We start from the raw sequence: 12,649 nt of genomic DNA, 5'->3' as shown, positions 1-12,649 counted from the left end.
GCCGCTGCCGGGCGCGCCCCCTCTCCCCGGGGTGGGGCCGGGCTCAGCAGCTCAGGTTCGAGCCGGGCGTGGTGCCCAGGATCTGGACGAACGCCTGGTACTTGTCGATGCGGCTCTGCACCTGGGCGGGGTTGCCGCCGTTGCACTCGATGCTGCCGTTGATGGACCGGATGGTCTCACCGAAGCCGGCACCGTTGACGATGGCGTTGTGCGGCGTCATGGTGCCGGGGCCGGACTGGGTGTTCCAGTACCAGAGCCCGGTCTTCCAGGCCACGGACGCGTTCTGCTCCACCTGCCAGGGGTTGCCGAGCAGGTCGATGCCCAGCGCGTCACCGGCGGCCTTGTAGTTGAAGTTCCAGCTCAGCTGGATCGGGCCACGGCCGTAGTAGGCGGCCTGTCCGGCGGGGCAGCCGTACGACTGGCTGGTGTCGCAGTAGTGCGGGTAGTTCGCCGTGTTCTGCTCGACGATGTGCACGAGGCCGCCGGTCTCATGGCTGACGTTGGCGAGGAACGCCGCCGCCTCCTGCTTCTTGACCGTGTCGCTGCCGGTGTTGGCGAAGCCGGGGTAGGCGCTCAGCGCGGCGGTGAGGCCGCTGTAGGTGTAGAAGGAGTTCCGGCTCGGGAACATCTGGTTGAACTGGGACTCGCTCACGACGAAGCCCGTGGGGTTCGGCTCCTCCGTGCCGCCGGACCCGCAACTGCCCTGGTCGGCCCAGACGTCGGCCGTGCCGGGGCGCTCGTTCTGCGTCCACCACTTCGCGGACCAGTTGTGCCCGTTGTACGAGGCCGAACCTCCGCCCACGTAGACGGAGGAGGCGTTCCACGCGGGGGCGCAGGCGGCGGCCGAAGCGGAGGAGGCGGGGAGGAAGACGAACATCGCGATGACCGCGCCCAGCGCGGCAATCAGGCTCATGACACGTTTGGCCACGTGATCACTCCTTCGTCGCGGCGCCCGCGCCGAGCGTGCGCCGCCATGGGGGGTTGCACCAACTCAAGCGTCGATGGTCTGGACCTGTCAAGGTCTAGACCAGAACTCGCCCCTCGGCGACGAGTTCCCAACTCCGGCTCCAGGCAGCCTTGTTGAACGCAGGACGAACTTCTCCCGAAGCTATCCGGAGGCGCCCCCACCTCCCCCTCCCCGCCCGTACGGTGACGCCGTCCGGCCCACCTCACCCACGGGGGAGCACGAGGAGCATGGAGTGGTTCAGCCCGGAGAACGTCGTCGCGCTCCTCACCGCCGTCCTGGGCGTCCTGACCTCGGCGGGAGTGCTCTGGTACGAACGCCGGGTCCCCCGCCGCAAGCGCATCGGCTACCGCGTGCAGATGGACACCCCCATCGGCAGTGAGGTCAGCCAGGGACGGGCCAACGTGCGGATGGGGCTCTTCGACGAGACCCCGGACATGGCCGACGCCACGCTCGTCCTGCTGCGCGTCGAGAACGACGGCTCTCAGTCGATCGCCGACGAGGACTACACGGGGCGCGGTGAACTCCACGGGCTGACGGCGGAGTTCACGGGGCGAACGGTCCGCGGGATCGCCGTGACCCATTCACCGGACGCCGATCACCTGATGGACCACTTCACCCCCGCCGCCGGGCTGCGGCACCAGGGCTCGGTCATCCGGCTGCCGCGCGTGCCGCTCAACCGCAACGAGCACTTCAAGCTCCTGGTGCTGCTCACCGGTTCGCACGTGGGCGGCCCGATCAAGGTCACCGGAGGCATCAGGGACGGCGCGGTGGCGCGGAACAAGGCCGCCCGCCCGGACGAGAAGCCCCCGCTGTTCGGCCCCGCTGCCAGGATCGTCACCGTGGCGCTCACCGCCTGCGTCGTCACGCTCGCCGGGATCATCGTCGTCCGGGACGACTCCCCGCCCCCGATGGACTGCGCGGCCGGCACCCTCACGGTCACCGGATCCACGGCGTTCAAGCCGGTCCTGGAGGAGCTGAGGAAGAAGTACGAGGAGGAGTGCGAGGGCGCCACGATCCGTCTGGACGTCCACGGCAGCAATGCCGGGGTGCGGAAGCTCGACGCGCTGGGCGGCGAGGCCGGCTCCGTCGGTTCCCCGTCCATGATCGCCCTGTCCGACGGCCCCAGGCCGGCCGCGCTCACGCAACTGCGCGAGAAGCGGGTCGCGATCTCGCTGTTCTCCCTCGTCGTCAACGACTCGGTGCCGGTGACCGACCTCTCGCTCGACCGGATCAGACGCATCCACCGCGGCGAGATCCGCAACTGGAACCAGATCCCCGGCGGCCCCGACCTGGAGATCCGGCTCGTCAGCCGGGACGCCAACTCCGGTACCCGCGAGGTCTTCCAGCGCCGGGTGCTCGACGCCAACGAACTCGCCACGTCCTCCCGCGACTGCGTCACCAAGGACTACGCCGACGCCCCGGTGCTCCGCTGCGAACTCGACGGCACGGACCAGGTCCTGGCCGAGGTCGCCGAGCTGGACGGGGCGATCGGCTACACCGAACTGCGGGGCGGCGAGGTCCCCGACGGGGCGCACCGCGTGTCCATCGACGGCATCACGCCGTCCGTGGACACGATCGACACCAGCAGCTACCCGTACCGGGAGATCGAGTACGCGTACACCTACGGATCGCCTCCCGCGAACTCCCTGGTCGCCGGCTTCCTGAACTACCTGGACAACTACGGCGAGGAGATCATGCGCACCAACGGCCACCTGCCGTGCGCCACCCCGAAGGGGATGCGGCTCTGCGGGGAGGACTGAACCCGCGGCAGGACGCGGAACCCGCCGCACCGGACACCGTTCCCGCGCGCCCGTCGCGGCCGTGCGCACCGCCGCGTAACGGAACTGCACCACAGCGTGCTGCCCCCACCCCGGGGCCCGGTCCTCTGTGCGAGGATCCGATGGTGGATCAGCTGACACATGACGACCCGTCACACATCGGTCCCTACCGCCTTCTCGCCCGCCTGGGTGCTGGCGGCATGGGTGAGGTGTACCTGGCGCGTTCGGCCGGCGGGCGGACCGTCGCCGTGAAGCTCGTACGCTCCGAACTCGCGACGGAACCCGAGTTCCGCAGGCGCTTCGCGCAGGAGATCTCGGCGGCCCGCCGGGTCGGCGGTCTGTGGACCGCGGCCGTGCTGGACGCGGACACCGACGCCCCGGCGCCCTGGGTCGCCACCGCGTACGTCCCCGGCCCGTCCCTGCACGCGGTGCTCGCAGGACGGACCGAGCCGCTGCCGGAGCGTTCGGTGCGCATCCTCGCCCACCGGCTCGCCCAGGCACTGACCGCGGTCCACACCGCCGGGCTGATCCACCGCGATCTCAAGCCCGCCAACGTCCTGGTGACCATCGACGGGCCGCGTGTCATCGACTTCGGGATCGCCCGGGCGCTGGACGCGGTGACCGCCGACGGCAAGCTGACCCGGACCGGCGCGGTGATCGGGTCTCCCGGCTACATGTCCCCGGAGCAGGTGCGCGGCGAGGCGCTCACGCCCGTCAGCGACGTCTTCTCCCTGGGATCGGTGCTCGCGTTCGCGGGGACGCGCCGGCATCCGTTCGGATCCTCCGAGAGCGGCATGCACGCGGTGATGTACCGGATCGCCCAGGAGCAGCCCGACCTGACCGGCCTCCCGGCCGGCCTCACCGAGCTGGTGGGCGCGTGCCTGGCGAAGGACCCGGCCGACCGCCCGGCTCCGGCGGAGGTCGTGGCGCGTACGGAGGAGGTGTCGCAGGACACGGAGCCGTGGCTGCCGGGCGCGCTGATCGCCGAGCTCGGCCGCAAGGCCGCCGAACTGCTGGACTCGGAGGGTCCCGGACAGCGCGTCCCCGCGCGGCCGGCCGGTCCGCCCCCGGGCGCGACGCCCCCGCCGCCGGCCACGGCACCCCGTCCGACCGGGGTCACCCCTCCGCTCCCGGCAGGACCCCCGACCCCGCCGCCCTCCGCGCCGCCGCGGCAGGACCCGCCGGCGCAGCAGGAGCCGTCCGGAGCCGCGGCCGCCACTCCCGCCCCGCCCGCCGTGCCGCTCCCCGGACCCGAGCCGACGCCGCCCCCGCCCGCCGCACCCGCCCAGCTGGGCGTGTTCGGCGCGCCCCTGGCCGGCCCCGCGGACCTGGGGCCGCAGGCGGGCACCCGGCCCGACGTCCCGCGGTCCCCCGGCAGCCGGCCGCGGCGTACCGCGCTGATCGTCGGCGCGGCGGTCGCCGCCGTCGCCCTGATCGCGGGCGGGATCACCTACGCCTCCATGAGCGGCGGTTCGGACGACACGGACGGCAAGGAGTCCGCGGCCTCGCCGGGCCCGTCTAAGCGGAGCGGGAAGCCGTCCACGGATCCGGCCACGGACGACGCCTCCCCCTCGGAGGTCTCCTCGGACCCGTCCGCCGCCGTCGAGGGTGTGATCGGCGAGGAGTACCTGGGAATCTGGGAGGGCGCGGGCAAGGACAGCGACCAGCAGCCGTACTCCTTCCGCCGTATCACCATCACCCAGGGCGGGGTCGGCGCCGATGTCGCCACGACGTTCAACTCGTTCGACGAGGCGCTGTGCAACGGCGCCGCCAAGCTGGTCTCCTTCGACAACCTGATGGTGCTGGAGTCCCGGGCACTCAGCAGCATCCCCGAGGAGGCCTGCTCCGACGGCGGCCGGCAGACGATCCGCGCGGCGGGCGACGGCACGCTCATCTGGACGGACGACGACGGCGAGACCGCGGTCCTCACCAAGGGCGTCGAGAACGCCACCCCCATCCCCGCCGGGTTCCTCGGGAAGTGGGAGTACGTGGAGACCGGCGGCTCGCCGTCCCCCGACAGCTCGACACTGGAGCTGAGTCAGGGCGCGTACGGCGAGGTCGTGGCCAGGTACGTCAGCGACGGGCCCTCGTACCACTGCGAGGACGAGAGCGTCCTCGTCTACGCGAACAGCAAGGAGCTGCGGCTCGGCCCGCAGACCGTGACGGCGGCCGAGCCCGCCGACAAGTGTGTGGACGCCGGGACCCGCACGGTGCAGATGAAGGGCGCCGACGGTCTGTCGCTGGCCTGGACGGACTCCGACGAGGAGGAGGACGCGCCGTCCACCTACCGGCGCGCCGACTGACCCGGCGTGAGCTGGACGGGACGCGCGGCGGCGGCCGGCACTGCCTGGGCAGACCGGCCGCCGCCGCGGTGACTCCTACAGGAAGGAGTTGATCTCGATCGTCTCGGTCCGGCCGGGGCCGACACCGATCGCGGAGATCGGGGCGCCGGACATCTCCTCCAGCGCCTTCACGTACGCCTGGGCGTTCTTCGGCAGGTCACCGAAGGTCTTGGCCTTCGTGATGTCCTCGGACCAGCCCGGCAGGTTCTCGTAGATCGGCTTCGCGTGGTGGAAGTCGGTCTGGTTGTACGGGAGCTCCTCGACGCGCTTGCCGTCGATCTCGTACGCCACGCACACCGGGATCTGCTCCCAGCCGGTCAGCACGTCCAGCTTGGTGAGGAAGAAGTCGGTGAGGCCGTTGACCCGGGTCGCGTACCGCGCGATCGGGGCGTCGAACCAGCCGCAGCGACGGTCACGGCCGGTGGTGACACCGCGCTCCCCGCCGATCCGGCGCAGCGCCTCGCCGTCCTCGTCGAGAAGTTCCGTCGGGAAGGGGCCGGCACCGACGCGGGTGGTGTAGGCCTTGAGGATGCCGATGACCCGGCTGATCTTCGTCGGGCCCACGCCTGCACCGGTGCAGGCGCCGCCCGCGGTCGGGTTCGACGAGGTGACGAAGGGATACGTGCCGTGGTCGACGTCCAGCAGGGTGCCCTGGCCGCCCTCGAAGAGGACGACCTTGCCCTCGTCGATGGCGTCGTTCAGGATCAGCGTCGTGTCCGCGACGTACGGCTTGATCTGCTCCGCGTACTGGAGCATCTCCTCGACGATCTTGCCGGACTCGATCGCGCGCCGGTTGAAGACCTTCGCGAGAAGCTGGTTCTTCTGCTCCAGCGCGGCTTCGACCTTCTGCTCCAGGATCGACTCGTCGTAGAGGTCCTGGACGCGGATGCCCACGCGGTTGATCTTGTCGGCGTAGGTCGGGCCGATACCGCGACCGGTCGTACCGATCTTGCGCTTGCCGAGGAAGCGTTCCGTCACCTTGTCGACGGTGACGTTGTACGGAGTGATCAAATGAGCGTTGCCGCTGATCAGGAGCTTGGACGTGTCGACGCCTCGCTCGTTGAGGCCGCTCAGCTCGGAGAGCAGGACCGCCGGGTCGACGACGACACCGTTACCGATGACCGGAGTACATCCGGGCGAGAGGATTCCGGAGGGGAGCAGATGCAGTGCGTACTTCTGGTCGCCTACGACGACCGTGTGGCCGGCATTGTTGCCGCCCTGGTAACGCACCACATAGTCAACGGATCCACCGAGGAGGTCGGTGGCCTTCCCCTTGCCCTCGTCACCCCACTGAGCACCGAGCAGCACAAGTGCGGGCACAGGCGTACACCCCTTCCGGGCGGGGCATGTCCAAGGTCAGGGGGCGTACGTAAAGGTCGTACCTGCCGCACGACGATGTACGGCAAAGCCTGAGCCGTCGAACCGGGTGCCCCGGAATAGACCAAGCCCCTGGCGCAATAGCGCAAGGGGCTCTTGCACCAAGATGCTACCCGAGGAAGGACCGAGGTGTCGGCTGCAGAGCCCCCCGGCGACGGCGACCACCAGCTACTCGTGCTCATCGACCCCCTTGCCCGCCGCTACGACGGGGAGTCCGTGCGCATCGCGAAGGACGTCCTGAGCGCGGGCGCGCACGCCAAGATCTGCTTCGCGGACGGCCCCGACGAGTTCGCCAGGGCCCTGTCCCGGCGCGGCTCCAGACGTCCGGTCGTCGTCGGCGACGACCACGCGCTGCTGCGCGCCGTGTCCCAGCTCCACCGTGAGCGGGAACTGGCCGACAGCGTCCTCTCCCTGATCCCGGTCGGCGCGGCGCACACGCTGGAGCTGAGCTACGCCCTCGGCGTGCCCCGGGGAGCGGTCGCGGCGGCGCGCACCGCGCTCGACGGGGCCCGCAGGCGGCTGGACCTCCTCGTCGACGACAGCGACGGAGTGGTTCTCGGCGAGCTCCGCATCCCGGCCGCCGCGCCCTCCACCGGCCCGCCACACACGGTCTGGGACACCTGCCGCACCCTCGTCGCCTCGCTGGTGAGGCCCGCCCCTGCCTCGCCCTCCGGCCCCGCACGGGCCCACCGGCTGCGGGTGGAGGCGGACGGGGTCCTGCTGAACGACCTCGACCAGCCGGTCGAAGGGCTCTCGGTGGCCGCCCAGGGAGACGGCGGCCTCGCGGACGTGGTGGTCCGCACGGCCTCCGGTGAGACGCGCGCGGCCGAGGCCAAGGCGGTCACGGTCTCCGGGCCCGACTTCCGCTACCGCGCGGACATACAGGTGGCGGGTCCCGTCAGGACCCGCACCTGGACCGTGCACGCGGACGCCTGGGGGCTGGTGCTCCCGGCTGCGGACGTCTGAGCCCCGCGCAGCCTCAGCCGGACGTCCTGCGGCTCTCCCGCCACCGGTCCAGGACGCCGACCAGTTCTGCCTGCATGAACTCGAAGAACTCGGCCGTCTCCCTGAGCCGGGCGCCGGCCGGGGTGTCCTCACCCAGGGAGCGTGCGCCGTCCCGCAGGGTGCGCTCCCACCGGGTCAGCACCTGGTCGCGGTCGGCGAAGGCGCCGTACCAGATCTCGTCGTGCAGGCGGTAGCGGTCCCGGCGTGAACCCGGGTCCCGTTCGCGGCCGACCATGCGGACCTGGCTGAGGTGGTTGATCGCCCCCGACACCGCGGCCGGGCTGATCCTGAGCTGTCTGCCGAGCTCCGCCGAGGTCATGGAGGCGTCGTCGGCGGCGAGGAGCGAAGCGAAGACGCGGGCGGCCATCCGCTGCATCCCGGCCTCGGTCATCTCGGCCGCGAAGCGCTCGACGAAGCGCGACACCGCGTCCTCGTCGCGGCCGGCCCCTCCTCCGCCCCGGGCTCGCCCGTCCCGCCGGTCATGTCTTCCGCCGCCTCCTCCGATCCGGTCACGGCCCGACTTTATACGCTTCCTTAATTTCATAAATTTGTGAAACTTCGTTGCCGGGTCCTTCGCCTCGGCACCGGACCTCATCGGGCCGGCGGGCCTCCGGCGCCGGGACCTGGAGACGAAGTCGGGAACCGGCCGCAGGCGCGCGCCCGTCCTGAGGATCATGGAGCAGCGTGACGCGGCAGGGTACGGAGGATGTGCGACGGCGGCACTCGGGGCCGCCACGGCCCTGTACGTCTGGGGCTCCTCGGGGCGTACCCGGCGGCACATGGGCGGCGGCTTCGAGGGGCAGGGCAGGGACCTCTCCGTCCTGTGGACGGAGCTGCCCCTCGTCCTGCTCGCCGGGCTCCTGGTCCCCACGGCCGTCTGGCTGCTGACCATGCGTCTGCTGCACGGGCACGGCCCCCTGCGTCACCGGGCCCTCGTCGCGGCCGTGTGCACGGCGGGCGTAGTCGCACTGTCCGCATGGGGCCTGCACACCTGGGCGAACCCGCACGACCCGGACCACGTACGGCTGTCCGACGCCCCTGTGTCAGATCTCGACGCGTAGCTCGCGCAGCCCCCGGATCACGTACCCCGGATTCCACTCCGGCTCCGCCGCCAGCCGCATCCCCGGCGCCTTGCGCAGCAACTCCCCGAAGGAAGCGGCCAGTTCGATACGCGCCAGGGGTGCGCCCAGGCAGTAGTGGATGCCCGCGCCGAACGAGATGTGCGGGTTGTCGCGGCGCGAGAGGTCCAGGGTCTCCGCGTCGGCGAAGCGCTCCGGGTCACGGTTGGCCGACGCGAAGAGCAGCGCGACCTGCGAGCCGCGCGGAATGACCGTGCCGTCGATCTCGATGTCGTCCAGGACCCAGCGCGCGAACATGGGCACCGGGGTGTCGTATCGCAGCAGTTCCTCCACCGCGGTCGGCAGCAGACCGTGGTCGCCACGCAGCGACGCCAGCTGCTCCGGGTGCCGGAAGAGCATCCACCAGCTGTTGACGGTGGCGTTGACGGTCGCCTCGTGACCGGCGTTGAGCAGCAGCACACAGGTGGAGATGATCTCCTGCTCGGTCAGCCGGTCCTCCTCGTCGTGGGCGGCGATGAGCCCGGAGATCAGATCCGCCCCCGGGTCCGCGCGCCGGGCGGCGATCAGTTGGCGCAGATAGGCGGAGAACTCGACCGACGCCTGGACCGCGGCCCGCGCGGTCTCCTCCGGCGGGTTCAGCTCGAACATCCCGCAGATCGCCGCCGACCACGGCCGCAGCAGCGCCCGGTCGGCCTCCGGGACACCCAGCATCTCGGCGATGACGGCCACCGGCAGCGGCTCCGCGACCGCGCTCAGCAGGTCACCGCCACCCGCCACGACGAAGTCGTCGACGAGCCCGGCGGCCAGCCGCTCCACGGTCGGGACGAGCGCCTCGACCCTGCGGGGGGTGAACGCCTTGGCGACCAGCCGCCGGATCCGGGTGTGGTCCGGGGCTTCCAGGTCGAGGATCCCGTGCCCGTTGAGCGTGTGGAACGGCTCGTGGGCGGCGGGCGGGGCGGTGACGCCGAACTCGTCGTGGCTGAAGCGGTGCAGATAGGTCCGCCCCAGCCGCCGGTCGCGCAGCAGCCCGGACACGTCGGAGTAGTGCGGGACGAGCCACTGCCGCGTCGGCTCGAAGTAGTGCGCCCGGCCGGTGGCACGCAGCGCGGCGTAGGCGGGGTACGGGTCGGCGACGAACGCCGGGGACCAGGGGTCGAAGGACACGTGCATGAGCCGACGCTATCCGGGCGTGACCAGCCGCGCCTCGTAGGCGAACACGGCCGCCTGGGTCCGGTCCCGCAGCCCCAGTTTCACCAGGATGCGGCTGACGTGCGTCTTGATGGTCGACTCGGCGACCACCAGGTGCGAGGCGATCTCCAGGTTCGACAGGCCCTGGGCGATCAGCACGAGCACCTCCGTCTCCCGCTCGGTCAGGTCGCCGATCCTGGCCATCGCGGGCGGCCGCGGCGCCTCGGCGATCTTCGAGAACTCCGTGATCAGCCTGCGGGTCACCGTCGGAGCGAGCAGCGCCTCGCCGGACGCCACCACCCGCACACCGTCGGCGAGCTGCCTGGCCGAGGCGTCCTTCAGCAGGAAGCCCGAGGCACCCGCCCGCAGAGCCTGGTACACGTACTCGTCGAGATCGAACGTGGTCAGGACGAGCACCTTGGCGTCCGCGTCGGCTGCGACGATCTCCCGGGTCGCCTCGATGCCGTTGAGCTCCGGCATGCGGATGTCCATCAGCACCACGTCGGGCCGCAGGACCCGGACCTGGGAGACGGCCTGCCGGCCGTCGACGGCCTCACCGACGACCTCGATGCCGGGCATCGCGTTCAGCAGCACGGAGAAGCCCTCGCGGACCATCGCCTGGTCGTCGACGATCAGTACCCGGATGAGTGCCTCGCTCACGCGCCCTCACCGGCCTCGGCCCGCTCCGCCTGCACCGGAAGGAACACGGCGACCTCGTAGCCGCCGTCCTCGGTGGACCCGGCCGTCATCTCGCCGTTCAGCATCGCGACCCGCTCCCGCATCCCCGTGATTCCGTGCCCGGCCCCTGGCGACGGCTTGACCAGCCCCCGCGCGGGGCCGTTGACGACCCGCACCCCGAGCCCGCCGAGCACATAGCCGATCTCCACCTTGGCCGCGGCGCCCGGCGCGTGCCTGAGCGTGTTGCTCAGCGCCTCCTGGACGATGCGGTACGCCGACAGCTCGACACCCTGCGGCAGCACCCGCACCGCACCGGTGACCGTCTTCTCCGTCTCCAGCCCGGTCTCCCGGACGTTGTCCAGCAGCCGGTCGATCTCGGCGAGGGTGGGCTGCGGGGCGTCAGGCGCCTCGTAGTCCTCCGCACGTACGACGCCGAGCACCCGGCGCAGCTCGGTGAGCGCGGCGACGGCGTTCTCCCGGATGGTGACGAAGGCCTGTTCCAGCTCGGGCGGCGGATTCTCCACCCGGTACGGGGCCGCCTCCGCCTGGATCGCGACGACCGACATGTGGTGGGCGACGACGTCGTGCAGCTCACGGGCGATGGTGGTGCGCTCCTCCAGGAGCGTCCGCCTGTCCCGCTCGACGGCGGTGACGGTCCGCTGCACGGTGACCTCGTGCTGCGCCTCACGGCGTACCTGCACCATGGCGACGAGGAGCAGCGCGAAGGCCGAGGTGACGGCCATCGGCGCGGTGTTGGAGAAGCCGGGGCCCATGTTCCCCAGGGCGCTCCCGACGAGCAGGGTGATCAGCCACATCCAGGCGGCGGTACGCGGCCGTGTCCTCGCCGCGACCACGACCAGCACTCCGAGGTGGCAGGCGAACGCGCTCGGCTGCCACGGCCAGTCGCCACTGCCCACGATCGCCACCACCGGCGTCGACACGATCGACACCCAGAACGCGAGGACGGGACGGACCAGCGTCATCAGCAGCGTGCCGGCCGGGAGGAACGCGGTGATGAGGGTCGCGATGCCGAACGGGGAGTAGGTGTTCGCGGCGAAGACGCCCTCCAGCAGCGAGATCAGCGCCACCAGGCCCACCACCGCGTGCGGGAACCAGACGGCGCCCTTGCGGAAGGGAGCCGGGAGGCGTCGGACGACCGGCCCGCCCGTGCCCAGCGGGTCCAGCGGGCGGTAGTCGAAGACGTTGTGGAACAGGTCCTGCCGAAGGCTGTCTATCGCCGTCGCGGCTGCCCGGCGCTCCGGGCTCTGGGTCTTGGTCTCGGTCACGCTTCCACGGTAGGGGCCCCGCCCGCCGGGGTCGTCAGCAGTGAAGCGGATCCTTCGGCGTCCGTCGCAAGTACTACCAGGCCAGCTGGGCGATCTCCTCGGCCACCACGGCGCAGGCGTCCGCGGCCGGGTCGATCAGCGGGAAGTGGCCGACCCCGTCCAGCAGCGTCAGCCCCACCATCTCGCCGGCCTTCGCCGCGGCATCCACGAACGCCTCCGTCACGGCCTGCGGGACCGTGGTGTCCTCCACCCCCTGGACGACGGCCGTCGCGATCCCGGTCGGCAGCAGCAGAGCCGGATCGACGTGCGCGCTCCGGGCCTCGAAGTCGTCCGCGCCGAGGAGCTGGTGCAGCGCACCCGAGCAGACGTCCAGCTCCACCGCGCTCGCGAAGTCACCGATCGGCGCCAGCGCGACCACCCCGCGCAGCGCGGGCGCGGCGGGGAGCCGCCACGGGGAACCCTTCGGGAGCACGTGCCGGGCGGCCGCCCACAGGGCGAGCTGCCCGCCCGCCGAGTGCCCGGTGACCACGGTCTTGCGCGGATCCGCCCCCGGCAGCTCACGGGCGGCCAGCGCCGGCAGGGCGTCCATCGCCGCCGCCACGTCGTCGAAGGTCTCGGGCCAGCGCCCCGCGACCGGGCCCGCCGTGCCCTGCCGGGGGATCTCACCACCGCGCCGGTACTCGACGCTGGCCACCGCGAAACCGCGCCGCGCGAGGAAGTCCGCGAACGGCGACACGTGCTGCCGGTCGTAGGGCGCCCGCCAGGCCCCGCCGTGCAGGAGCACCACGAGCGGCGCACCGGCCCGGCCGTCCCGCGGCGCGAAGAAGTCGATCACCTGGTCGGGGTGGCTCCCGTAGGACGCGGACCCGTCGGGGGCGACCTCGGGATGCGCGAACGCCGACTCGGTCTCGGCGGCCTCGCGGTCACGCCCGGCAGAATCCGACATGCT

The 12,649-nt window shown here is 71.8% G+C and carries 11 protein-coding genes; 4 read left to right on the top strand and 7 right to left on the bottom strand.

Annotation, left to right across the window (positions count from 1 at the left end):
- Window positions 1-43: 43 nt before the first annotated feature.
- On the bottom strand, window positions 44-928 hold the full coding sequence (locus P8A20_RS19210; protein WP_147958105.1) for a glycoside hydrolase family 19 protein: 885 nt from the start codon (window positions 926-928) through the stop codon (window positions 44-46).
- Window positions 929-1,194: 266 nt separating this feature from the next.
- Between P8A20_RS19210 and P8A20_RS19205 the strand changes: the two genes are divergently transcribed.
- Complete coding sequence (locus P8A20_RS19205) at window positions 1,195-2,727, top strand: substrate-binding domain-containing protein (RefSeq protein WP_147958110.1); 1,533 nt, start codon at window positions 1,195-1,197, stop codon at window positions 2,725-2,727.
- Between the two features lie 143 nt (window positions 2,728-2,870).
- Window positions 2,871-5,048, top strand: coding sequence for a serine/threonine-protein kinase (locus tag P8A20_RS19200; RefSeq protein ID WP_306103921.1), 2,178 nt, complete (start codon window positions 2,871-2,873; stop codon window positions 5,046-5,048).
- Between the two features lie 75 nt (window positions 5,049-5,123).
- On the opposite strand, the gene P8A20_RS19195 is transcribed toward P8A20_RS19200, so the two are convergent.
- The gene (locus tag P8A20_RS19195) at window positions 5,124-6,407 is read right to left on the bottom strand and encodes an adenylosuccinate synthase (protein WP_306103920.1); all 1,284 of its coding nucleotides are present in this window, start codon (window positions 6,405-6,407) and stop codon (window positions 5,124-5,126) included.
- Window positions 6,408-6,593: 186 nt separating this feature from the next.
- On the opposite strand from P8A20_RS19195, the gene P8A20_RS19190 reads away from it, so the two are divergent.
- Window positions 6,594-7,430 carry a diacylglycerol kinase family protein gene (locus P8A20_RS19190; RefSeq protein ID WP_306103919.1) on the top strand — a complete coding sequence of 279 codons (837 nt, stop codon included), beginning with the start codon at window positions 6,594-6,596 and terminating at the stop codon, window positions 7,428-7,430.
- 13 nt (window positions 7,431-7,443) lie between these two features.
- On the opposite strand, the gene P8A20_RS19185 is transcribed toward P8A20_RS19190, so the two are convergent.
- Window positions 7,444-7,860: a GbsR/MarR family transcriptional regulator gene (locus P8A20_RS19185; RefSeq protein ID WP_371934439.1), complete on the bottom strand. Its 417-nt coding sequence runs from the start codon at window positions 7,858-7,860 to the stop codon at window positions 7,444-7,446.
- Between the two features lie 283 nt (window positions 7,861-8,143).
- Here P8A20_RS19185 and P8A20_RS19180 point away from each other — a divergent pair, with 283 nt between their 5' ends.
- A complete protein-coding gene (locus tag P8A20_RS19180) occupies window positions 8,144-8,530 on the top strand; it encodes a hypothetical protein (RefSeq protein WP_187282100.1) in 387 nt (128 codons plus the stop codon).
- Here the strand turns inward: P8A20_RS19180 and P8A20_RS19175 are convergent.
- The 4 genes from P8A20_RS19175 to P8A20_RS19160 form a co-directional block, all read right to left on the bottom strand.
- Entirely contained in the window at window positions 8,513-9,718 is a 1,206-nt protein-coding gene (locus P8A20_RS19175) for a cytochrome P450 (RefSeq protein ID WP_147958728.1), read from the bottom strand. The two genes, P8A20_RS19180 and P8A20_RS19175, sit on opposite strands and share 18 nt — an antisense overlap.
- Window positions 9,719-9,727: 9 nt before the next feature.
- Window positions 9,728-10,396: a response regulator gene (locus P8A20_RS19170; RefSeq protein WP_147958727.1), complete on the bottom strand. Its 669-nt coding sequence runs from the start codon at window positions 10,394-10,396 to the stop codon at window positions 9,728-9,730.
- A complete protein-coding gene (locus P8A20_RS19165) occupies window positions 10,393-11,700 on the bottom strand; it encodes a sensor histidine kinase (RefSeq protein WP_147958726.1) in 1,308 nt (435 codons plus the stop codon). The genes P8A20_RS19170 and P8A20_RS19165 overlap by 4 nt, the downstream gene beginning before the upstream one ends.
- 73 nt (window positions 11,701-11,773) lie before the next feature.
- Entirely contained in the window at window positions 11,774-12,646 is an 873-nt protein-coding gene (locus P8A20_RS19160; RefSeq protein WP_147958725.1) for an alpha/beta hydrolase, read from the bottom strand.
- Between the last annotated feature and the right edge of the window lie 3 nt (window positions 12,647-12,649).

The sequence above is a fragment of the Streptomyces sp. Alt3 genome, assembly GCF_030719215.1.
GTDB lineage: Bacteria > Actinomycetota > Actinomycetes > Streptomycetales > Streptomycetaceae > Streptomyces > Streptomyces glycanivorans.
This window is presented reverse-complemented; position numbering and strand designations above follow the sequence as displayed.

Bases quoted from the DNA above. Each gene is read 5' to 3' on its own strand.
- P8A20_RS19180 (WP_187282100.1), top strand. From the start codon at position 8,144: ATGGAGCAGCGTGACGCGGCAGGGTACGGAGGATGTGCGACGGCGGCA.
- P8A20_RS19205 (WP_147958110.1), top strand. From the start codon at position 1,195: ATGGAGTGGTTCAGCCCGGAGAACGTCGTCGCGCTCCTCACCGCCGTC.
- P8A20_RS19185 (WP_371934439.1), bottom strand. From the start codon at position 7,860: ATGACCGAGGCCGGGATGCAGCGGATGGCCGCCCGCGTCTTCGCTTCG.
- P8A20_RS19160 (WP_147958725.1), bottom strand. From the start codon at position 12,646: ATGTCGGATTCTGCCGGGCGTGACCGCGAGGCCGCCGAGACCGAGTCG.
- P8A20_RS19175 (WP_147958728.1), bottom strand. From the start codon at position 9,718: ATGCACGTGTCCTTCGACCCCTGGTCCCCGGCGTTCGTCGCCGACCCG.